This is a genomic window from uncultured Faecalibaculum sp., assembly GCF_910588395.1.
Taxonomy (GTDB): Bacteria; Bacillota_I; Bacilli_A; order Erysipelotrichales; family Erysipelotrichaceae; genus Faecalibaculum.
Map to the genome: position 1 here is coordinate 1 of NZ_CAJUPA010000009.1, position 21,746 is coordinate 21,746.

24 protein-coding genes and 2 tRNA genes are annotated in these 21,746 nt (G+C 54.2%); 3 read left to right on the forward strand and 23 right to left on the reverse strand.

All coding sequences use genetic code 11. The annotated features are described in order from the left end of the window. Positions 1-30 precede the first annotated feature (30 nt). From QZ305_RS03600 to QZ305_RS03610, 3 genes are read right to left on the reverse strand one after another with little or no spacing between them, the layout of a single operon-like run. The gene (locus QZ305_RS03600; protein WP_294730153.1) at positions 31-3,069 is read right to left on the reverse strand and encodes a hypothetical protein; all 3,039 of its coding nucleotides are present in this window, start codon (positions 3,067-3,069) and stop codon (positions 31-33) included. 12 nt (positions 3,070-3,081) lie between these two features. Further along, on the reverse strand, positions 3,082-3,648 hold the full coding sequence (gene lepB / locus QZ305_RS03605; protein ID WP_294730154.1) for a signal peptidase I: 567 nt from the start codon (positions 3,646-3,648) through the stop codon (positions 3,082-3,084). Then, positions 3,626-3,922 (reverse strand): hypothetical protein, encoded by a 297-nt coding sequence (locus tag QZ305_RS03610; protein ID WP_294730155.1) that lies wholly within the window; start codon positions 3,920-3,922, stop codon positions 3,626-3,628. The genes lepB and QZ305_RS03610 overlap by 23 nt, the downstream gene beginning before the upstream one ends. Positions 3,923-4,559: 637 nt before the next feature. Here QZ305_RS03610 and QZ305_RS03615 point away from each other — a divergent pair. From QZ305_RS03615 to QZ305_RS03625, 3 genes are all read left to right on the forward strand, one after another. Further along, a tRNA-Lys gene (locus QZ305_RS03615) sits at positions 4,560-4,635 on the forward strand. Positions 4,636-4,881: 246 nt separating this feature from the next. Further along, positions 4,882-5,841, forward strand: a complete 960-nt coding sequence (locus QZ305_RS03620) for an Rpn family recombination-promoting nuclease/putative transposase (RefSeq protein WP_294730156.1) — start codon at positions 4,882-4,884, stop codon at positions 5,839-5,841. Positions 5,842-6,070: 229 nt separating this feature from the next. Continuing rightward, positions 6,071-6,274 carry a hypothetical protein gene (locus QZ305_RS03625; protein WP_294730157.1) on the forward strand — a complete coding sequence of 68 codons (204 nt, stop codon included), beginning with the start codon at positions 6,071-6,073 and terminating at the stop codon, positions 6,272-6,274. A gap of 169 nt (positions 6,275-6,443) precedes the next feature. On the opposite strand, the gene QZ305_RS03630 is transcribed toward QZ305_RS03625, so the two are convergent. The 20 genes from QZ305_RS03630 to QZ305_RS03725 all read right to left on the reverse strand — a co-directional run bounded on the left by QZ305_RS03630 (position 6,444) and on the right by QZ305_RS03725 (position 21,695). Continuing rightward, positions 6,444-6,519: transfer RNA gene (locus tag QZ305_RS03630), tRNA-Lys, on the reverse strand. 54 nt (positions 6,520-6,573) lie between these two features. Further along, entirely contained in the window at positions 6,574-7,320 is a 747-nt protein-coding gene (locus QZ305_RS03635; protein ID WP_294730159.1) for a DeoR/GlpR family DNA-binding transcription regulator, read from the reverse strand. A gap of 94 nt (positions 7,321-7,414) precedes the next feature. Further along, entirely contained in the window at positions 7,415-7,981 is a 567-nt protein-coding gene (locus QZ305_RS03640) for an AAA family ATPase (RefSeq protein ID WP_294730160.1), read from the reverse strand. Between the two features lie 18 nt (positions 7,982-7,999). After that, positions 8,000-8,677, reverse strand: coding sequence for a CBS domain-containing protein (locus QZ305_RS03645; protein WP_294730161.1), 678 nt, complete (start codon positions 8,675-8,677; stop codon positions 8,000-8,002). Next, entirely contained in the window at positions 8,674-9,156 is a 483-nt protein-coding gene (locus QZ305_RS03650; RefSeq protein ID WP_294730162.1) for a dihydrofolate reductase, read from the reverse strand. The genes QZ305_RS03645 and QZ305_RS03650 overlap by 4 nt, the downstream gene beginning before the upstream one ends. Before the next feature lie 8 nt (positions 9,157-9,164). Further along, positions 9,165-10,037: a thymidylate synthase gene (gene thyA / locus QZ305_RS03655; protein WP_294730163.1), complete on the reverse strand. Its 873-nt coding sequence runs from the start codon at positions 10,035-10,037 to the stop codon at positions 9,165-9,167. Beyond that, entirely contained in the window at positions 10,030-10,890 is an 861-nt protein-coding gene (locus QZ305_RS03660; RefSeq protein WP_294730164.1) for an HAD family hydrolase, read from the reverse strand. The genes thyA and QZ305_RS03660 overlap by 8 nt, the downstream gene beginning before the upstream one ends. A gap of 196 nt (positions 10,891-11,086) precedes the next feature. Further along, positions 11,087-12,484 carry an aminopeptidase gene (locus tag QZ305_RS03665; protein ID WP_294730166.1) on the reverse strand — a complete coding sequence of 466 codons (1,398 nt, stop codon included), beginning with the start codon at positions 12,482-12,484 and terminating at the stop codon, positions 11,087-11,089. Further along, positions 12,481-13,251: a glutamate racemase gene (gene murI, locus QZ305_RS03670; protein ID WP_294730167.1), complete on the reverse strand. Its 771-nt coding sequence runs from the start codon at positions 13,249-13,251 to the stop codon at positions 12,481-12,483. The genes QZ305_RS03665 and murI overlap by 4 nt, the downstream gene beginning before the upstream one ends. 90 nt (positions 13,252-13,341) lie before the next feature. Continuing rightward, complete coding sequence (locus QZ305_RS03675; protein ID WP_294730169.1) at positions 13,342-14,007, reverse strand: hypothetical protein; 666 nt, start codon at positions 14,005-14,007, stop codon at positions 13,342-13,344. A gap of 301 nt (positions 14,008-14,308) precedes the next feature. Continuing rightward, the gene (hisE, locus tag QZ305_RS03680; protein ID WP_294730170.1) at positions 14,309-14,632 is read right to left on the reverse strand and encodes a phosphoribosyl-ATP diphosphatase; all 324 of its coding nucleotides are present in this window, start codon (positions 14,630-14,632) and stop codon (positions 14,309-14,311) included. Further along, positions 14,620-14,949 (reverse strand): phosphoribosyl-AMP cyclohydrolase, encoded by a 330-nt coding sequence (gene hisI / locus QZ305_RS03685; protein WP_294730172.1) that lies wholly within the window; start codon positions 14,947-14,949, stop codon positions 14,620-14,622. The genes hisE and hisI overlap by 13 nt, the downstream gene beginning before the upstream one ends. Continuing rightward, entirely contained in the window at positions 14,946-15,704 is a 759-nt protein-coding gene (gene hisF / locus QZ305_RS03690) for an imidazole glycerol phosphate synthase subunit HisF (RefSeq protein ID WP_294730174.1), read from the reverse strand. Before hisF ends, hisI begins: the two co-directional genes overlap by 4 nt. Next, positions 15,694-16,422 (reverse strand): 1-(5-phosphoribosyl)-5-[(5-phosphoribosylamino)methylideneamino]imidazole-4-carboxamide isomerase, encoded by a 729-nt coding sequence (hisA, locus tag QZ305_RS03695; RefSeq protein WP_294730175.1) that lies wholly within the window; start codon positions 16,420-16,422, stop codon positions 15,694-15,696. The genes hisF and hisA overlap by 11 nt, the downstream gene beginning before the upstream one ends. Next, on the reverse strand, positions 16,419-17,024 hold the full coding sequence (hisH, locus tag QZ305_RS03700; RefSeq protein WP_294730178.1) for an imidazole glycerol phosphate synthase subunit HisH: 606 nt from the start codon (positions 17,022-17,024) through the stop codon (positions 16,419-16,421). Before hisH ends, hisA begins: the two co-directional genes overlap by 4 nt. Beyond that, positions 17,021-17,605, reverse strand: a complete 585-nt coding sequence (hisB, locus tag QZ305_RS03705; protein WP_294730180.1) for an imidazoleglycerol-phosphate dehydratase HisB — start codon at positions 17,603-17,605, stop codon at positions 17,021-17,023. The genes hisH and hisB overlap by 4 nt, the downstream gene beginning before the upstream one ends. Next, entirely contained in the window at positions 17,592-18,620 is a 1,029-nt protein-coding gene (locus QZ305_RS03710; protein ID WP_294730181.1) for a histidinol-phosphate transaminase, read from the reverse strand. Before QZ305_RS03710 ends, hisB begins: the two co-directional genes overlap by 14 nt. Then, positions 18,620-19,924: a histidinol dehydrogenase gene (gene hisD, locus QZ305_RS03715; protein ID WP_294730183.1), complete on the reverse strand. Its 1,305-nt coding sequence runs from the start codon at positions 19,922-19,924 to the stop codon at positions 18,620-18,622. The genes QZ305_RS03710 and hisD overlap by 1 nt, the downstream gene beginning before the upstream one ends. Continuing rightward, positions 19,909-20,595 carry an ATP phosphoribosyltransferase gene (gene hisG / locus QZ305_RS03720; RefSeq protein WP_294730184.1) on the reverse strand — a complete coding sequence of 229 codons (687 nt, stop codon included), beginning with the start codon at positions 20,593-20,595 and terminating at the stop codon, positions 19,909-19,911. The genes hisD and hisG overlap by 16 nt, the downstream gene beginning before the upstream one ends. After that, the gene (locus tag QZ305_RS03725) at positions 20,592-21,695 is read right to left on the reverse strand and encodes an ATP phosphoribosyltransferase regulatory subunit (RefSeq protein ID WP_294730185.1); all 1,104 of its coding nucleotides are present in this window, start codon (positions 21,693-21,695) and stop codon (positions 20,592-20,594) included. Before QZ305_RS03725 ends, hisG begins: the two co-directional genes overlap by 4 nt. Positions 21,696-21,746: the final 51 nt, after the last annotated feature.

The following is a 21,746-nucleotide window of genomic DNA, read 5'->3' on the forward strand; positions in this document are numbered from 1 at the left end:
CCAAGTGTACAGGATGTGAGAGTCGGAACCTCACCAAAGTTTAGAGCGCCTTTTTAACGAATGATTCTGTGGAATATTAGTATTCTGAGAAGTGAGTCCCATGCAATATTGAGAAGTAAGCCAACCATCATTGATATCAATGACGTGTTGTTTGTCTACATTCCCTATCCAAGAAGCCCCCTCTCCGCCTAACTGTCCGTAAACACTAGCATACAGACAGGTGAAATAGTCGTGAGCCTCTTCCTTAGTCAGCCCTATCTCCTTTGAAAACGTCTCATCATACGGCTTATCACCAGATGTCCATCTATATCCATAATTATTTGAACCAGCTGGAGTCACCGTATTATTCACATTAATAACCGATTGATCTACAACAATTTTTCCTGTGGAGCACCCAGCAATTCCACCACCATATACATAAGCATGGTTATTCGTAACATCCGCTCCATCCGGCAGGAGAAGGTTTGCGGTATGACCTACAAAAATTCCGCCTCCTCCCCACTGGTTATTAGTTTTCGATACATTACCTGAAATCGTCCCAGCAAACAGAATGGCTGTGGAGTGACCATCATAGTGATGAGTATGGTCCTCCGCCTGTAGTGATAAGCCTCCGCCTTCATTCAATCTGGCAACATTGTTGGAAATTTGGCCATCCAACATATATAAGGTAGTGTTGCTATCAGATAAGCTGATTCCACCGCCTGAATTATCCGAAAAGTTACCAGAAATAATGGAATTCGCTGATCTCAACCAGATTTTCGCACCTGCAGTCCCTTTGATTCCGCCACCTGTAGCCCAACCACCATCTGTAGCACAATAATCTGCATTTCCATTGATGAAGGCATCATAAACATCCAACGTCGCTTGCTTAACATGGATTCCTCCACCTCCATTGTCTCGTTGACCGTTATTATTTCTGGAAATATTCTTGGTAACTTGAACTCCACCCTTCAAAGTGAGTTTAGTGTTGGCATTTTGTACATAAATGCCTGTGCCTGGCTGTGCAATGCCATCATTCCCACCATGATCAGATACAGCCCCACCATCTACGGTTGTTTCTCCACCAGTCAGGCATAACCCCCGATTACCTCCTACAACATATGTATTGTTGAGATTCAATGTTCCTGATGTCATGTCAATTGCTGTTTTTTCACTTCCAGGAACTATACCGCAGTTTTCAATTGTGACTGATCCTCCCTGTACTTTTATAGCATCCCCTTCACTCTTCAGAATGCTGATATTGGATACTGTGCTGTAAAACCAGTTTTGAGTAATAGTCTGGTCCAGTGGATTATCACTGGCTGAATAATTGCTGCGTTTATCAGTAAATACAATGGAATGACCATACAAGTTAACGGAAGACGATGATCCACCTTCTCTGAGGTTAGGTGTTGTCCTGGAATTCTTAATGGTAAGATGTGTATTTTCACCGACATAAATTGTACCTTTATAGTTCCAGGAATATCCATTTAAATCGATTGTAACATCACCTCCTCTATTCAACCATGCATCTTTATTCCACTCCGCGGTTCCTGTATCCTGGCCCACGTCATTCCCTAAATAATAATTGTGATTTCCATGCTCATGATATTCACGGTTCAAATCATACACTGAGTTAATCTGAATCCCGTTCGCCCGTTCCTGTGCAGTCGTAGCTACTGTATATACCGAGAAGCTTTCACCCTGAAACCGAATCGTCTTCTCTGTCTTGATATCCAGCTTTTCCTTTGTCTTCTCAACCACTTCGAGGGAACCATCATCCGCAAAGTGGAATACTCTGTTTGAATCTGTAGATTCTTCCCCCTCAAACTCAATCTCCACATGTACCGGCTGTGTCGGCTCCACCTTCTGGAGCTCCATGTTTTCATCCCGTACATAGAAAGTCAGATCATAGTTTCTGAAGGTATAGTTCTTGTCCTGGTCCAGCTGTTCCTGGACCTTTTTCTGTTCTTCTTCTGTCAGTTCGACTTTCTTGGCCTGGAAGACCACATCCTCTGTTTCAAAAGTGCCCGCATTCCAGCTGACTTTGATTTTGGCGCCATCCTCTGCTTCCACTTCCTGAGTGAAATCATAGGTGACGACTTGTTCTTCTTCCTTATTCTTATCTTTGTCTTCTGCCGAGTTCTCTCCCTCTTCTACTGGCTCTTCATTAGGTTTCTGTTCGTCATCCTGTACCGGTTCCTGCGGCTGTTCTTCTTTTATGTCCGAAGCCACCGGTTTCCAGATGGAGTGGACATTCACATCCACCTTGCTGAAAGTCTTCTCCTGGACCTTGTCATCCCAGTCACCCATCAGAGCCCGGACATTCTCTTCCTGCACATCGTCTACGATGCCGGCTTTGAGTTCTTCCCTGTCATCGTAAACAAAGATCACATCTCCCGGTTCCGCCTGATCTGCGCTCTGCAGCTCTTCCTTGTCATGAAGCTGTTCCAGCCATTCAGACGTGGCTTTTTTCGCATCAGCCGTGTCTGTACCGGCGTAGTGCAGAACGAACCGGACAAAGGCACCAGCCCAGTCTTCATAAGGATCTTCATCCCACTGACCGTAGCGGGTAATGCCTCTGGTCTCTGTCTCGTTTTCCACCTGATAGTTCTTGTCGGATTCTTTGTACCCTTTCTGGCTCTGGGCAATCAGGACGACTTTTTCCCGGTCTGTCTTGTCCTGCAGATCTTCTTCATCAGGCAGGGTTTTCTTCCAGTCTTCTTCGGTTTCCTTGTCCGCCTCGGGATCGGAGAAACATTCCAGGGAGTGGGTGTGTTCCTCTTCCGTGCATTCCAGCAGCTGTCGGGTGCAGCTATCGTCGTGTACATGCTCTTCCAGCGGACAGATGAGGCTGCCATCGGCATCAAAACACTGATCTGTGTGGGTATGCTCTTCCCTGGTGCAGGACTGAATTTCCTTGTAGCACTGTTCGGTGTGCTGGTGTTCTCCGTGGCCGCAGTAGGCATGGGCTTCCTGGGTTATGGCAGGAAGAATCAGCGCATAGGTGGTGCAGAACACCACGATGCAGGAGAGAACCCGGATGATCCGCTTCCAGGTTTTGCCTGTAAATAACTTTCCCTTTCTCATACATTCACCTTCTTACCTGACGCTTCCCATCTGCGAGAGGGGCCATATTGTGTAGACCAGTTTTCCCACCACCTGTTCGGCGGCGACGGGTCCTATGGACTTGTTTCGGGAATCCACGGAAACACTGCGGTGATCTCCCATGACGAACCAGCGTCCGTCGGGGACCTGGTAGGGCAGATCAATGTTGGTATCGCCATAGGCCAGTTCGTCCACATAGGGTTCGTCCAGGGTCTGGCCATTGACACTGACGGTTCCGTCGCTGGATACATCGACCCAGTCTCCGGGGCCGGCGATCACGCGTTTGACGAGGATCTTGTTGTTGTAATAAAAGGCAATGACGTCTCCGGTTTCGAAGTCTCCGGATTTCACTGCAGCCACGAGTTCTCCTTCCTGGAGGGTGGGTTCCATGGATCCGCCGTAAACTTCCAAAACGGGCATCCAGAGTGTGGCAACAAGTATGGCGAAAGCCGCTACGGTTACAAGGACGTAAATGGTGGATTTCAGGGTTCTGCGGTAGGTCCTGCCGTGCCGGACACGGTCAAGCTCTTCCCGGACTTCACGACTGTTCGGACGGTCCATCCTGTTCTCCTGCGGGCTGTGGTTCCGGTTTTGGTTCCGGCTGCAGACTTGCCTGGTAGATTTTCACAGCTTCGTCTGCGGCTTCGAAGATGCCGGAGAGCTTCAGCGCGGCTTCTGCCAGTGATCCGCTTTGTTCGCAGAGCAGACGCCGGGATTCCAGCTGCTGTTTGAGTTCACTGTTCTCTTTTCGGAGCTGTTCGTTTTCTTCGGTGGCATCCAGAAGCATTTCCAGGAGTTCCTGCCGGGAGGATTTTCTCAGTTTCCTGCTGTCCATATACACCGCCCTCTCTTTGTAACCACTTTCTTTCGGAATAAAATCTGTAAACGTTTCCAGCCTCTTCTAAAATAAAAGGCATCAGATCAGTTTATCGAAGTCATCCGAAGCAACTTTCCTTTGCAGTAACAAAATAGCATATTTATTTCCAACCAGAAACCCCTTTCAGTAATTTATTACATCTTTTTGTGCCAATCTCTTGACAGAATTTGTATAGATGTGTTTCTGAATTGTATAGTCGTTCAGTATTTGTACTGTTTGACCTGCTTTTTGTCATTATCCGTTATTGAAATCAGAGTTTACATCAGTAAAATATACAATTTAGACGATTTTGTAACACCGTTATCTGGAATGTAATCCAGGTTCAGACAGGCGAAAACACCGGTTTTGCAGCCTGATTTTGTGGAATATTATTATCCTTTTATTTCCAGATGCAGAGGTTTTTTCTTGCCTGCATCTCTGCGTCTGTTTCCGCTTTTTGCTGGTTGCCATGACATGCGCGGGCTGCTGCCTGGCCGGTTTTTGTCCGAACTGCGGACTGATTTGCTGTGTCCCTGGCTCTGTCTGCAGAAACTTTTTTTCGTTTTTCTTGCAGTCATTTACGGGCAGTGGTATCATAAACAGGCAGTCAGGACATGGATCCTTAGCTCAGCTGGCAGAGCAACTGACTCTTAATCAGTGGGTCTAGGGTTCGAATCCCTAAGGATCCACCATGATAAAACTGCAGCCCGTCTATTACAGACGGGCTTTTTATATTGCGGCTGTTTCTGCCGCTCAGGCGTTTTATGCCGCATTACGGTGCAGATGTCACTATTTGACGTACTAACCCTTAAGTTTTCGCAAAAACCTGGAAATCTGGCGAATATAACCAATTAGGCGCCATGAAAGGAGAATGCGAATGAAAAGGAATATATGTACCATTCAGGGCCATCACTGCGGGTCTATGAGAGGAATCATCCATGGGCAATAAGGATATTACGCAGCGCAGGCTGCTGGAACACGCAGAAATTGCTGCCAGCATCATCAATGTGACCGGACGCCTGCCGTTTCCTGTGTTTCCGGATGAGCTTGCTTATATTCCTGTCCATATGCTGAAGCAGTATGGTCTGAAGGTGAGAGGACAGGAACGGGATTCCTATTGGCTGTATACGAACCGGAACAACCAGGAGCTGCAAATCCTCATCGGGATTGAAAACCAGTCGGCAGAGGAATACGGGATGGTGTTCCGTGAACTGGATTACGCCAACAGCAACAGAGTGCAGAGAATGCTGGAAAAGAAGAAGCCGCTTCTGGAGCTGAATATCGTTCTCTACTATGGTAAACGGACCTGGAAAGGTCCAAGAACGTTGCGGGAAGCGTACGGTGTAGATATCTGCCGTCAGTTCCCTGCTCTGGATCCCGGTGACAGCGTGGTGGTTCTGGATCTGGGTGAAATGAGTGAGGATCACATCAGCTCTCTGTTTCCGGATATGCAGGCAGTGGTGGAAGTTGTAAAGGCAAACCGCTTTGAAAAACCGTATAATGTAAGAGAGCTCAAACTTTCATTTTTCATGGATACAGTCAGGGTTATTTGTGCCCTGCTGGAGATTGAATTGACAGATGAATTGCTGGCCGCATTTTCCGGCTTGAAGGAGGAGGAACAGACTATGTCACAGTTTTATGCATTCCTGAGCAAGGAGCAGTATGAATCTGCCACGAACATTGGTATGAAAGAAGGAATGAAGGAAGGAATGAAGGAGGGAATCAAACATGGAGTCACCATGGGAGAGACACGCCGAAAAACAGAGGATCTGAAGGTTTTCAGATTTCTGGAGCGTCATAACCGGGTTCACGAATACGGAGATGCCCTCAGCTCTGATTCTTTTTTCGCTTCCCTGCTGTCTCAGGCAGAGGCGGAAGAACGGGCTTATGGCAGTTGAGTATACCGGTTCTGCATGAATCTCTGCCTTGGCTCAAATCAACCACGAATCGATGCTGCTATCCAAGCTCACCAGTCTTCACCATAACAGCTGTTTCTGAGAGAGGCATGATGCGTTTCTGCGATTCCTTATTCTTTGTTGCAAATTTAAACCTGCTGAATACTATACAAATTTCCCGACAGATGAATTGCTGGCCGCGTTTTCCGGCTTGAAGGAGGAGGAACAGACTATGTCACAGTTTTACGCATTCCTGAGCAAGGAGCAGTATGAATCTGCCACAAACAAGGGAAGAACTCACCAAAGGCAGGATGACTTAAAGGTCTATAACTTCCTGAAACGGCATAACCGGGTTCACGAATACGGAGATGCCCTTAGCTCTGATTCTCTCTTCGCTTCCCTGCTGTCTCAGGCAGAGGCGGAAGAACGGGCATAAACCGGAATCTGATCGTCCTGGTGCATAACCTGCAGGAGCAGCCATGGTTTTGGCTGCTCCTGCTTTTATTGTCTGTACCTTCACCGGTGTCTGAATGCAGTCCGGCTTTCTTGCTGCATATATCGGAAACGAAAAAAAGCACATCCGAAGATGTGCTGCAGTTTCTGAATGGTGGATCCTTAGGGATTCGAACCCTAGACCCACTGATTAAGAGTCAGTTGCTCTGCCAGCTGAGCTAAGGATCCATGTCCGACTGCCTGAATATAATAACACAGACAGCAGCCGGAGTAAAGATTATATCAGTCGTTGATTGAACGGATCACGGAGCGCACAGGCTCTGTGTAGAGTTTGTCCACATCCTTTTCCAGACAGATGACATAGTCGCCGGGACGGCCCATTTTGCTGCCATCGGCAGCGGCTACGATCCGGTCAGACATGGCCACAAACTGCTTCTTGATTTCGTTTTCAGACTCGTCGGATGTGTTGTACTGCCCATCGCAGATTCCGTCCGGACTCATGATATACAGGTCCGCGTGGATGTCTTTCAGGCAGTTCAGCGCATCTTCGTCGTGCCAGGTATCCTGCACACTATCATATTTTCCCCCGGGTGTGCAGACCTGCACGCCTTCCACAGGTGCCAGCATCATCAGCGCTTTGGCGGAAGGGGTGATCACGGTGCAGGGAATGGCAGCCTTTGCCAGTTCCTTTGCCACATAGTAGCCGGAGCTGCCGGCATCCAGGATCAGGGTCATGCCCGGCTTGATTTCATTGGCTACGATATCTTTGGCGATCCTTGCCTTGGCGGTTTTGTGCAGATTCAGACGGGCATCCATGGATGTGCTTCTTGCCTTGCCTTCGCAGGACATGGCACCGCCTTTGACCCGCTGCAGATATCCCTTTCCTTCCAGATACGCCAGGTCATTCCGGATTGTCGCAATGGATGCTCCGAAGTGACTGCAGAACTCGTTCACACTGACAACTTCCCTGGTTTGCAGTATTTCCCGAATCTCGTTCTGTCTCTCTCTGGCACGTTTCGAGTTATTCAACTTGTTGTCCTCCTGTTGTCATATGGGTAGATTATACACTAAACTTGGCAAATGCAATAAATATCTGATTAATTGGTATATTTAGATACCTTTATCAAGACTGAAGTGCTGACTGGATGAGATTCACGCATTCTTCAATGCCCAGACGGCTGGTTTTCAGGCACAGATCATAGTACCAGGCACGGCCCCAGGAGCGTCCTGTGTAGTATTTGTAATACGACGCACGTTTCTTGTTCTTTTCCTTGAAGCGCTTTTCCAGACCCTTCTCGTCTTCGCCGTAAATGCTCCGGACCCGGTTCTTCTTCCAGTCTTCATCGGCATAGACAAATACATTCAGCACATCATCCCGGTCTTCCAGAATATAGTCGGCGCAGCGGCCCACAATGACACAGTTCCCTTTCTCAGCCAGATCCATGATTACTTTGCGCTGAGCCAGAAACAGAGAATCGGAGAGGGAGAAAAAGCCCATATTCCAGTTGTTCCAGGACGTGATGTCTTCTCCGTGCTGTTCAATGTATTCGGGTGCGTAGCCGCTCTGGGCGGCAATCCGGGAAATCAGAGAGTAATCGTAATACTCCCATCCCAGACGCTGTGCCAGTTCCTTGGCAATGGTCCGTCCCCCGGAGCCGAACTCCCGGGTAATGGTGATCACTCGTTTCATGTTCTTTCCTTTCCTGTCTCAGTCGCTGCGGGCAATGTCGTACACCGTGACCATGCCCGTGATGGTCTGACGGCTGTTTTTCACAAAGAGAATGGCCAGGCGCTGTCTGGCTGGCTTGCAGAAGCGGGATTCCAGGATGTGCACAGGATCGTTTTCCTGGCAGAATTCATAGCGCTCTGAATCGGGATGATCCAGCCGCAGGTCTTCCAGCCAGTCAACCATGGTTTCCTGACGTTTGAGTGGTTTTCCCTGCACCAGACGGCGGAAAACCGCATTCTCGGAGAATACCCCGATCAGCTTTCCCTGCTTTCGGATGGGGATCCGGCTGACATGTTTTTCCTTCATCACATCCAGCAGACTGCCCACTGTGCTGTCCGGTTCGCCCCAGACAATACCGGTGGTCATGATGTCTTTGGCTCGTCTGGGGTTTTCCACCCGGGTCATGATTTCCTGCAGCTGCTTCATCAGCACGTCCTGTATGACAAATCCGGCCTGTCCGGCGATTTCCACGTTGTTGTGGACCAGAATGTTGCGCAGGCCACGGATGGTGTGGATTGTTTCCCGCTGGCTGTCAAAGGCTTCCAGTCCCGCCAGAAAATAGTAGGGAGAATCCTTGTCTTCCAGGTCATAGCGGGCTCTGACCAGGCTTTCGAATGACTGGCACAGGTTCAGAAAGCTCTCATTGTCCTGATTCATGGGCGTTCATACCGGACATGGCGGTATCGCAGTCCGTTTTCCTCCGTTTCCTTTTCCAGCTGGCGGCGGTTCCAGCCCTGCGGGTCGAATGCCGGAAACCGGACATCCGCCGGGGCAGCTGCCTGCACTTCGGTGAGAACCAGCGCATCCGCCCTGGGCAGCATCTGCTCATAGAGGCTGGCACCGCCTATGCAGTAGACCAGTTCCGGGCGGCTGTCATAAGCCTGATAAAACGCCTCCAGGCTGTCAAAAATCTCAAGCTCCGGGTCGTCGCTTTCCATGCTGCGGGAAATGATCACATGATGCCTGCCGGGCAGTTTGCCGGGCAGTGACTCAAAGGTGCGCCGCCCCATGACAATGGTGTGTCCCCGGGTGGTCCTGGCAAAGAATTTCAGGTCGCCGGGGATGTCGAAAATCAGATGGTTGTCTTTTCCCAGCTCCCGGTTTTCTCCCACAGCGGCAATCAGCTCCAGTTTCATGCGATCCCTCACTGTGTCAGGGCAAAGCTCAGCTTGCCCATGTGCTCGTAGCCTTCCAGATGCACGCTGCTGCAGGCTGTGCCGGAATCGAAATCTTCAAATTCCCGGACTTCGGGATCCAGCCACAGCCGCGGGGCAGGCTTTTCCGGCTCTTCCTTCCAGCGGCGGATCTGCTCCTTCATGCCCTCCACCTGATTGACATAAATGTGCGCATCCTTGATGGACCAGTCGATCACACCGGGTTCCAGACCGCAGACCTGGGCGATCATCATGAGCAGAACGGCGTACTGGGCCACGTTGAAGGGCAGCCCCAGGGGTACGTCACAGCTGCGCTGATGCACCCACAGATTGAGCCTGCCGTCTGTCACGTCCCATTCCGTGCTCCATACACAGGGGGGCAAAACCGCGGTCTCCAGTTCGCTTTCCTGCCACAGCGACACGACTCTGCGCCGGTCTTCCGGATCCTTGCGCAATGAGCGGATCAGCTTCTGGGGCAGGCTGTACTTGTCCATGACATAGCCATAGGCTGTGCCAATGGTGTGGGCCCAGGATGGATCGAACGTCTTCAGGATCTCTCCGGTCTCTTCATCCCGCCAGGTGCCATCCTGGCTGATTTCCCATTTGTCCCAGATGTGCACGTTGCGCTCCTGCAGCCAGCGCACGTCGTTGCTTCTGGCCTGCCAGATCCACAGGATCTCCAGCACCGCCTGCCGCAGAAAGAGCTGCTTGGTGGTCAGCGCCGGAAAGCCGTCTGCCAGATCGATCCGGAAATGCCAGGACGGGATCTTGATGGAATCCACACCGGTGCGGTTGTGGACTCTGATGCCCTTTTCCAGAATTTCCTGCGCCAGGGTGCAGTAGGCGTCGTCCCACTTAGGCATTGGCGTCGATCTCCAGGCGGTCCTGGTTGGCTGGCAGAATGACGTTTTCCACGAAATGCGCCAGGCCGTCCTGGTCATTGGTTTCAGCCAGGACCACATCGGCGATCCGCTTCAGCTCGTCGCTGGCATTGGCCATGGCCACGCCGCAGCCCACGGTCCGGATCATGGCTTCATCGTTTTCCGCATCTCCGAAAGCCACCACATGATCCGGCGTGATGCCGTAGTGCTTGCAGGCTTTTTCAATGCCAAAGCCCTTGTTGATCCGGGGATCCATGTATTCGTACAGGTTGTCGGCTGTCTGCATGCTGGTATACTCCGGATCGCTGAAGGTTGCCGCCCGTTCTCTGACAGCGGGCATGAGTTCCGGGTCCAGGAAGAGAATGAGCTTGTCGATTTCCCGTCCCGGCAGGAACTCCTGCAAATCCACCTGATGCTCGTGTTCGCAGAAGAGCTTTGCGTGGGCCAGGGTTTTCTCTGTGGACCGGTTTACGAACCGGTCATTGCCCAGCATGCACTGGAAGATCACATCCATGTCCTTGAAATGGTCCATGATTTCCAGAATCTTGTCCCCGGACAGCGGATAGTACTTGTGCTTGGCTTTGGTCCGCATGTCATACAGCGCTCCGCCGTTCATGCCGATCAGGAAGGAAATGTCGTTTTCCAGTCCCCAGTCATGCACCAGCACCTGGCCGGATTCCACCGGACGCCCGGATGCAATGCCGAAGAGGATCCCCCGGTTTTTCAGCTCCCGCAGGACTTTCCGGGTTTCCTCGCTGACCTGCTTGTGACTGTCCAGCAGCGTGCCGTCCAGATCCGTGGCCACCATGGTGACCGTGGGTTGTTCTATGTTCATTGATTGTCTGCTCCTTTCAGGGAAATACGCGCAGAATTGCGGAATACAACTTTATTGTAACCGCTGCAAGAGTTAGCGGAAACCATCTTTTTCCCGGGAATGTCATAACAGGAACGAATTCCCGGCTGCAGGCTTGCCCATTTGCAAAAGAACAGCCTGCCGGCTGTTCTCTGCTTGTCTGTTTCCTGTATCCGGTTTACTCCATGTGCTGCAGGAAGGCCAGACAGGCTTTCCTGGTTTCATACAGATCCACCTTGGAGCTGACTTCGAAGGGCGCATGCATATTCAGCAGCGCCACACCGCCGTCAATAACCTGCATGCCGTAGTTGGCCAGCAGATAGGCGATGGTGCCTCCGCCGCCCAGGTCCACTTTGCCCAGTTCGGACATCTGCCACTGCACATTGTTTTCGTCGAAGATCTTCCGCAGCGCGGCAACGAATTCTGCACTGGCGTCGTTGGATCCGGATTTACCCCGGCTGCCGGTGTATTTGCCCATGGCAAAGCCGCCGCCCAGCACAGCCTGGTTGCCATTGGGGCTGGAAGCCTGGGCGTAGTTGGGATCATGGGCTGCTGTCACGTCGTTGGACAGGGCGGTGCTGTTCTGCAGGGTGCGGTTGACTGCCACAACAGAATCAATTCCCTGGGCATGGAGCAGTTCTGCCACCAGGTTCTCGAAGAACCGGCTCTGCATGCCGGTGGCTCCCACGGAACCGATTTCTTCCTTGTCCGCCAGGATCGTCATGGCTGTCCGTTTCACCGGACCGCATTCCAGCTGGGCGATCAGAGAGGGATAGGCGCAGGACCGGTCGTCCTGGCCGTAGCCCAGGATCATGGACTTGTCCAGACCGAGTGTCCGGGCTTTGCCCTGGGGCACGATTTCCAGTTCCGCGGAAATGAAGTCTTCCTCATCAATGCCATAGGCATCTTTGAGCAGCTTCAGAATGTTCGCTTTCACCTGATCCTTCTCTGCCTCTTTGGCGGGGATGGAACCGAAGAGCACGTTCAGGTCCTCTCCTTCCACCACCTGCGGTGCGGGTTTCTTCATCTGTTCCGCTGCCAGATGCGGCAGCAGATCGGTAATGACAAAAACCGGATCCTGTTCATGATCCCCGATGGCCACATCCATCTGGGTGCCGTCCTTGAGGACCACCACGCCGTACAGAGCCAGAGGAATCGCAGTCCACTGATACTTCTTGATGCCGCCGTAGTAATGTGTATCCAGCAGACACAGGCCATCCGCCTCATAGAGCGGCTTCGGCTTGAGATCCAGCCGGGGAGAATCAATGTGGGCGCAGAGGATATTCATGCCCTTCTCCAGGGGATCTGTTCCCAGCTGCACCAGGGCAATGGCCTTGCCCATCATGTTGAACCAGACTTTGTCACCGGCTTTCAGTGTCTCTTTGTTGAAGATCACTTCATTCATGTCCCGGTAGCCAAACCCCCTTGCCAGGGCGATCGCCTGATCCACAACCCGGCGTTCGGTTTTGCCTTCGGAGATGAACTGCATGTAGTTGTCCGCGAATGTCATCACCGCATCCAGCTGTTCCGGGCTCAGATTGTCCCAGGCTGTGGCGTTTTTTTTCTCTGTTGTCATTGCGTGTCCTCCAGTCTTTCGTACAGGCGGCGGGAAAGTCCGAGCTTGTTTCCGTCGCTGTTTCTGTACTCTATCTTACCACCGGCGTCATTGAGAGAGCCGGCAAGGACTTCCCCCAGATGTCTGGCGGTTCCACAGTTTCCGTCAATGAAGGAGATCTCCGGATAGAGTTCCTGGAGTCGCTGCCTGTAGAACACAAAGTGCGTGCAGCCGAGCACCACGGCATCCGGATCTCCGGAGAGCGCCATATAGCCCTGCAGGGCTGCATCCACCGCTTCCAGATCCTGGAGACGGTCCTGTTCCACCAGCTGCACCAGGTCCGGACAGGGTACGCGGGTTACGGGCACATCCCGGCCCCATTTATCCATCAGGTCCTGGAATTTCTTTTCCTTCAACGTCAGATCCGTAGCCCAGACGGCAATGCGCCGGTTTGTGTGCTGATCCACAGCCACTTTCAGGGCCGGTTCCATGCCAATGATCGGAATGCCATACCTGGCACGCAGATACGGTGCTGCTGCACTGGTGGCGGTGTTGCAGGCTATGACAATGGCTTTGCAGCCCGCATCTGCCAGCTGCCGGCAGATGGCATCGGAGAGATCCCGGATGGTGTCCTTGTCTTTGGTCCCATAGGGATTGTTGAGGCTGTCTCCGAAATAGATCAGGTCTTCCGAAGGCAGTTCCTTGTGAATTTCATGCAGGACACTGATTCCCCCCAGGCCGGAATCGAACAGCCCGATGGGGTCCTGTTTTCTGTTTCTTTCAGTCATCGGGTTCATTGTACAACAGAGCCCGGCAGGGCGGGCAGGGACAAAAGAAAACAGAGAGTCTGTGCTCTCTGCTGGTCAGGAATTTATGTATCAGGCATTCATGTGTGCTTTCAGTTTCTGCACTTCGCTGAGGCTGAGACTGGTCATCTTTGCAATCTGCTGCATCGTCATTTGTCCTGCCTGCAACAGATTGCAGGCTATATCCATGTGACCTTTTTTACGACCTTCTTCTAATCCTTCTTTACGACCCGTTTGGACTCCCTTTCCAAAACCTGATTTTTCACCTTCCCTGTAGATTTCTCTTGATACCTCGCACATGGCTTTTTCTCCTTTCTCCGTGTATTTGATTCGTTTCATCAGCTTCTTCAGAAAATCATTTCTGATCTTCTCCGGATCAGACTGCCACAGATCATGGGCCAGATCCCCCGCTGCGTCCGCCCCTGTATGTCGCAGGTTGAACAGCCGGATTTCCATTTTCTCCGGGATGATCCTTCCTGTAAAACTGTCCACAGCCTGGATGTTCACCACCGGCTTTCCCGGCACAAACAGCGGACCTTCCATGCCCGGCAGGCTTGTGACATCTGTCAATGCAATCATATGCCCCTTCTTCAGATATGAGTACTTCTTTCCTTCCGGCATCCTGTCCAGCACGATATGCGAACGGGATACGTCCAGCCTTCCATCCTCGATTACATCGTTCTGCATCTCCACACTCCAGGATTCATCCTTTCCGTCATACCCAAAGAGATCCGGCATGACAGTTCCTTCAGCCTGCCAATGTACTTTTTGTCAAAATCCTCTGTTTTCACAATCACATGTTCCTTTCCATACTGGTTATATTCGCCAGATTCACGGTTTTGTGCGGAAAGTTCCTGGAAAGCATGATGAAATGTGACATTTATTCTTTTTTGATGCAGATAAAGCTGTGCAGTCCAGGCGTCCTGGAGACTGCACTTGCCTGACTTCACGCTCTGCGCATCGCAAAAAAGCTGCCTCATAGGCAGCTTTTCCAACTCATTGACGCCCTGTCTCACCGGCGAAGCCGGGCATCGGCAGGTCAGTATTCAGTGACGGGTTTGCGCTCGGCTTTCAGATTGTGTTTCTTGCCGCTGCGGCGTGTCAGTTCCGCGCTGATCTCCTCCAGGCTGACGCCTTTCTGGACCATGAGCACCACGAGATGATAGAACAGGTCCCCGAATTCGTTGATCAGATCTTCTTTGCTCTGGGAGAGACTTGCAATGATCACCTCGGTGCATTCCTCGCCGACTTTTTTCAGGATCTTGTCTTCTCCCTTGCCGAAGAGGTAGCTGGTGTAGCTGCCTTCTTCCGGATTGGCTTTGCGGTCCAGGACCGTTTCATAGAGCGTTGTCAGTTCTTCCATTCTGTTTCCTCCAGTGTGCGGTAAAAGCAGCTGCGGTTGCCTGTGTGACAGGCGGCACCATCCTGCATGACTTTCAGCAGCAGCGTGTCTGCGTCGCAGTCATAGCGGATTTCCTGCACGTGCTGGTAGTGACCGCTGGTTTCGCCTTTGCACCACAATTCATTCCGGGAACGGCTCCAGTAAGTGGCCAGTCCCGTCTGCAGGGTTTTTTCCAGACTTTCCCTGTTCATGTATCCCAGCATGAGCACTTCGCCGTTTTTTGCATCCTGCACAATGGCCGGGATCAGACCGCCGCCTTTTTCGAAATCCAGCGTCATGGCCGCACTCCGATGCCCTGCCGGCGCAGATGGTCTTTCACATCCTGCACGGTCAGCTCCTGATAATGAAAGAGACTGGCGGCCAGAGCAGCGTCCGCTGCGTCTTCTTCAAAGACTTCAGCGAAATGCGCCAGGCTGCCGCAGCCGCCGGAGGCGATCACCGGAACCGGCACGGCACTGCGCACGGCTTTGCACAGTTCAATGTCAAATCCCTGCTTCGTGCCGTCGGCGTCCATGCTGGTAAGCAGGATTTCCCCGGCTCCCAGGGCCACGGCTTCCATCACCCATTCCAGCACGTCTTTGCCAGTGTCAATGCGGCCGCCGTTGATCACCGCATGCCAGGATCCGTCGGGCTGTTTTTTCGCATCCACAGCCAGAACGATGCACTGGTTGCCGAACATGTCCGCTCCCTGGCGGATCAGATCCGGGTTGCGCAGGGCACTGGAGTTCACACTGACTTTGTCCGCTCCGGCCCGCAGCATCCGCTTCATGTCTTCCAGACTGGTGATGCCGCCGCCGACGGTGAAGGGAATGCAGATCTGCCGGGCGACTTTCTCCACGACCTCTGCCATGGTCCGGCGTCCTTCGTGGGTGGCGGTGATGTCCAGAAACACCAGCTCGTCGGCACCCTGTTCGTAGTACTGACGGGCCAGTTCTTCCGGATCGCCCACTTCCCGGATCCCCACGAAATTGATGCCCTTGACGACTTTGCCATCCCGGACATCCAGACAGGGGATGATGCGCTTACTGAGCATTCCGGGCGGTTTTCAGCGCTTCTTCCAGGTCCAGAGTCCCGGCATAGAGCGACTTGCCGGTTACCGCACCGTAAAGTCCCAGATTCTTCAGGGATTCAATGTTGCCCAGGTCCCGGACACCGCCGGAGGCCACAATGTCCAGGTTTACGGCTTTCTTCAGGTGATCCAGCATTTCCAGGTTCGGTCCGGACAGGGTGCCGTCCCGGGAGATGTCGGTGAAAATGATGGTCTTCACGCCCAGCCGTTCCAGGACCCGGGCAAACTCCGTGTAGTAGAGGTTCGAAGTCTGGGTCCAGCCGGTGGTGCATACATAGCCATCCTTGCAGTCCAGACCCACCACGATGCGGTCGCCGTACTTGTTCACGGCAGAACGCAGGAAGTTGGGATCGGAAATGGCCTTGGTGCCCAGGATCACCCGGTTCACGCCGTGGTTCAGATAGAAGTCAATGTCTTCCATGGTGCGGATGCCGCCGCCCACTTCCACGGGCACATCCACGGCATTGGCCACTTCGCAGATCAGATCGCCGTTGATGCGGCCGCCGTCCTTGGCGCCGTTCAGGTCCACCAGGTGGATGTAGTCGGCGCCTTTGTCGGCGAAGTGTTTCGCCAGCGTTACCACATCGGCGCCGTTGCCGACGCTTTCAGCTTTGGCGTAGTCGCCCTGGTACATGCGCACGGGGTTGCCGTTGAGGATGTCAATTGCGGGTAAAATGATCATGATTGCATTTCCTTTCCAAAATATGACAGGATTTTCAGCCCTGTCTCACCGCTCTTTTCGGGATGGAACTGGCAGGCCAGCACATGGCCCCGTCCCGCAAGTCCCGGAATCTGATACGGGCCATGGCCCGAGGTTCCAAGAACCGTGTCCGGATCCAGTCCGGTTCCGTAATAGGAGTGGTCGTAATACACATAGGGGTGATCCCCCAGGATCTCCTTCAGGGGATGATCCGGGCGGATTTCCAGTTCGTTCCAGCCAATGTGGGGTACCCGGATGGAGGGATCCTCCATCTTCACGAACTGTCCGGGCAGCATGCCCAGGCAGTCCACACCGCCGTTTTCCTGGCTGGCGTCAAAGAACGCCTGCATGCCCAGGCAGATGCCCAGGATGGGTCTGGTCTGCGCTTTCAGCCAGTCATCCAGTCCGCTTTCATGCAGGGCCTTCATGCAGTCCTGCATGGCGCCCACACCTGGAAGGATCAGCCGGTCGCAGCCATCCAGCACCTGCAGGTCGGAAGAGATCACATGGTCCAGCCCCAGATGGTCCAGGGCATTTTCCACACTGCGCAGGTTGCCCATGCCGTAGTCGATGATGCCGATCATTCCAGCACTCCCTTGGAGCTGGGAACAGCATCGCCCTCCAGCTTCACCGCGGCTTTCAGCGCCCTGCCCAGAGCCTTGAACACCGCTTCGGCTTTGTGGTGGTCATTGGTGCCGTAGGGCACATTCACATGCAGCGTAATGCCGGCATTGAAAGCGAACGCCCGCAGAAACTCCTCCAGCATCTCGCAGGAGAAGGTCCCGATGGTGTCCCTGCTCAGACTACAATTATAAACCAGATAGGGGCGTCCTGAAATGTCAAGGGTTACATTTGCGAGAGTTTCATCCATGGGCAGTGTGAAACTGCCGTACCGGGCAATGCCCCGGCGGCTGCCCAGAGCCTGCCGGAACAGGGTGCCCAGCACAATGCCGATGTCTTCGATGGTGTGATGATCGTCCACGTCCAGGTCCCCGTCTGCCTGCACCCGCAGGCCGAATCCCGAATGAAACGCCAGGAGCTGGAGCATGTGGTCGAAGAACCCCACACCGGTGGATACATCGCAGATCCCCTCTGTGTCATCCAGATCCAGCCACACAAAGATGTCGGTTTCCTTTGTGGTCCGCCGCTGATCAGCTGTCCGCATTGACTGTCTCCTTTCCGCCGGCTGCCGTCACATCCCGCAGCGCCTGCAGCAGCCAGTCGTTTTCCACCGGCAGCCCCACGGTGATGCGGATCTGGTCCTTTCCCTTCCAGGTCCGGACAATGATGCCGGCTTCCTCCAGTTTCTGCCCCAGCGCCTCCATGCCGGCTCCCTGCAGGAACAGGAAATTGGCACCGGAGGGCTGTACCGGCAGCTGCAGCTCTGTCAGCGACGCCAGCAGCCGCTGACGTTCCCTGACCGTCTGCCGGATGCGTTCATCAAACTGATCTGCCTGCTGCAGCAGCGCTGTGCCTGCCGCCTGGGTGAAGGCATTCACACCGAAGGGCACTTTGCAGGGACGGATCCTGGCCATATTCTCTTCGGAAGACACCAGAAATCCCAGCCGGAGTCCCGCTGCGCCCAGTGCCTTGGAGAGCGTCCGGGTAATGTACAGATTCGGCCACTGTTCCAGCTCGCCCAGCATGCTCTGATCCGAGAAATCCATGTAGGCTTCATCCACCACCACCGGAACATGGGGCATGGCCTGCAACAGCGCCCGGATTTCCGGACGGCTCAGCACCAGACCCGTGGGATTGTTCGGATTGGAAATCACCACCAGTCCGGCATTCTTTCCGGCTTCCTTCAGCGCTTCGGTGTCTCCTGCCGGCACTTTGACAATGGGCGCCTTCTGCAGGGAGACATAGTAATCGTACATGGAAAAATCCGGATCCCAGGTCACCAGCGGTTTGTCCGAACCTGTGCACAGGCTGATCATCAGCCCCAGGACGGCATCCGAGCCGTTTCCCGCCAGCACCTGCCCGGGTGTCAGCCCGGCGTAACCGGCATAGGCGGCATGCAGTGCTTCACAGCTGTCATCCGGATACCGGTTGAAAGCCAGTTCATCCAGAGCCCGGTGCAGCCCGTTCAGGATTTCCGGCGGAAAGTTCTCGCTGGATTCATTGGCGTTCAGCATCAGACCGCCGCTCTGTCTGGCTTCGTACCGTTCGATTTCTGCCATCACTGACCGCCTTTCTGTCTGTCTGCCGCCACGCGGATGGCTGCCGCATTGGCGTGAGCCTGCAGGTGTTCGGCCTGCGCCAGAGTCATGATCGCCTCTGCATCCTGTTCCAGCTGCTCAGGGCTGTAGTGCAGGAAACTGCTGCGTTTCACGAAGGCATCCACGCCCAGGGCACTGGAGAACTTTGCGGTGCCGGAGGTGGGCAGCACATGGTTGGTCCCGCCGTAATAGTCACCGATGGATTCACAGGTGCTGTAGCCCAGGAACACGCTGCCCGCATGCCGGACCTGTCCCAGCCAGTTCATGGGGTTTTCCACCATGAGCTCCAGGTGCTCCGGTGCGATGCGGTTGGCCACCTGGAGACATTTTTCCATGGAACTGCACAGGATGCTGCGGCCGTAGTCAGCCAGGGAGGCAGCTGCAATGTCTTTTTTCGGCAGCGTTTCCAGCTGTCGGACCAGTTCCCGGTTCACCTGATCAATCACGGTCTGTTCCGTGGTCACCAGCATGGCACTGGCCAGGGGGTCGTGTTCTGCCTGAGACAGCAGATCCGCCGCGATCCAGGCAGGATCGGCTCCGGCATCCGCAATCACCAGGATCTCGCTGGGTCCGGCGATCATGTCAATGTCCACCGTTCCGAACACCAGTTTCTTGGCTGCAGCCACAAAGGCATTGCCCGGCCCCACGATTTTGTCCACCGGCGCAATGGTTTCCGTTCCGTAGGCCATGGCTGCAATGGCCTGTGCACCGCCGGTGACATAGATTTCCGTGACCCCGGCCAGTTTCGCCGCACAGGCAATGGCCGGCTCGATGAGACCGTTTTCCGCCGGCGGCGTCATCATGACGATGCGCTTCACGCCGGCCACTCTGGCGGGGATCGCATTCATCAGCACGCTGGATGGATACTGGGCCCGGCCTCCCGGCACATAGATGCCCACTGCATCCAGCGGCAGCACCCGCTGGCCCAGATACACCCCGTTGTCCCGGGTGAGAATGAAACTGTTTGTTTTCTGCGCCTGGTGAAAGGCCAGAATGTTGTCCCTGGCTCCCTGCAGCGCCTGCACAAAGGCAGGATCGGCCTGACTGGCCAGTTCATCAATCTGTTCCTGGGTGAGTTTCAGCGTCCGGATGCTGCGGTGGTCAAATTTCAGCGCCAGATCCCGCAGCGCCTGGTCCCCTGTCTGCCGGACCTGATCAATGATGTCCGCCGCCGCTTTGTAGATGTCGCCGCTGATGGTCTGCGTCCGGCTTTTGAGCCAGGCTGTCAGACTCTCCAGATCGGCGGCATTCAGTTCCCTGAGCATGTGTATTCCCCTTTCCTGTCTTTCTCTTTTTTCATGGCCTGTTCCCGGTCCACTTCCAGGGACAGGTCCCGCACCAGTTCCAGGATCTCCTGCTTCTTCGTCCGGAATGCGGCTTTGTTCACGATGAGCCGGGCGCTGACCGGCGCCACATCATCCAGAACAACCAGTCCGTTTTCCTTCAGCGTGGTGCCGGTTTCCATGATGTCCACGATCCCGTCGCAGAGTCCCAGCAGCGGGGACAGCTCCACGGAGCCGTCGATCTTGATGATCTCCACGTCCATGCCCCGGTCATTGAAGTATTTTGTGGCCACATTGGGATACTTCGTACCGATGCGTAGATGGCCGTCCCGGTTGAAGAGATCCGTTTCCGGCAATGCAGCCACGATGAACTTGCAGACGCCGATTTTCAGATCCAGCACCTCGTAGTAGTCCTTCGGTCCTTCCAGGATCGTATCCTTGCCCACGACTCCGGCATCCGCCACACCATGCATGACATAGGTGAGGCAGTCGTTGGACTTCACCAGAAAGTATTTCAGATCCTTCCGGGTGTCTTCAAACACCAGCTGCCGGCCCTGATTGCGCAGAGGCTCAATGCCATAGCCGGAACGCTCCAGCATGTCCACGGTTTTCCGTTCCAGCCGTCCTTTGGTCAGCGCCAGGGAAACAGTCATGCCAGCACCTCCAGTCCGCCTTCTTCTTCCGTGTATTCAATGACACAGGGCATTTCCTCCCGGATCTTCCGGGCCACATCCATGGCCTGCACCAGCGTATCCGGTCCGGTGCGCACCACAGCCGTTTCCGGGGGCGCTGCTTCCGGTTCCAGTTCCGTGAGGTAATCCAGCTTCACGGAAAAGCCGCAGGCCGGCTCCGCAGAGCCGAACTTTTCCAGCAGCCCGTCGTAGCGGCCGCCGGAGAGAACGCTGGTTCCGGTTCCCGGGACATAGCCTTCAAAGATCAGGGAGCTGTAGTAGTTCAGATGCGGGATCTTGCCCAGGTCCACCGTCACACATGCCTGGTAACCCAGCTGTTCCAGCCCGTCCATGCGCTCTTCCAGCCCGTCCAGGCAGGCCTGCTGCTGCGGGGTGAAAGCCACGGTCCTGGCGGTGTCCAGGGCTTCCCGTCCGCCGGAGAGCAGCGGCAACATCAGGAAGAACTCTTTCCGGGGAATCTGATTGTCCTTGAGATACCGTTCCAGATCCGGAAGGCTCTTGCGGTCAATCAGATCGGCCAGGGCCGCTGTATCCGCTTCGCCAAGTCCCAGAGTCTGCACCGCATCCTGGAAAAACCGCACATCACCGGTTTCCAGGATCCAGCCCGGTTGATGCACCGCATCCAGCACCTGACAGGCCAGCAGCAGGATTTCCAGGTCCCCGGCTGCAGGCAGACCGATCATTTCCACGCCGCAGTCCGTCACCTGCACCCGCCTGCCTCCGAACAGCTGCCGCTGCTTGAAGACATCCTCGGTGTAGAACAGCCGAAGGGGACGTCTGTCCCGCAGCTTTGTGCTGGCGGTACGCGCAATGGGCACGGTCATGTCCAGCCGCAGCACCAGCATGTCGCCGCTGCCATCCTGGATCCGGAACATTTCGGATTCATCCGCATCGGCAAACGCCGCTGTGTAGGTGGACAGATATTCCATGGCCGGTGTGCTCACCGGACGGCAGCCGTTTCGGACAAAGACCTCTTCTATGGCCTGCCTCAGCACCCGTTTGCGCCGGACTTCTCCGGGCATGCAGTCCCTGGCTCCGGCCGGGATCTGAATCTGATTCATATAGTCTCCTTTCCGCGGCCGCCAGCAGCCGGTTCCGCGTGTTTGCTGTAT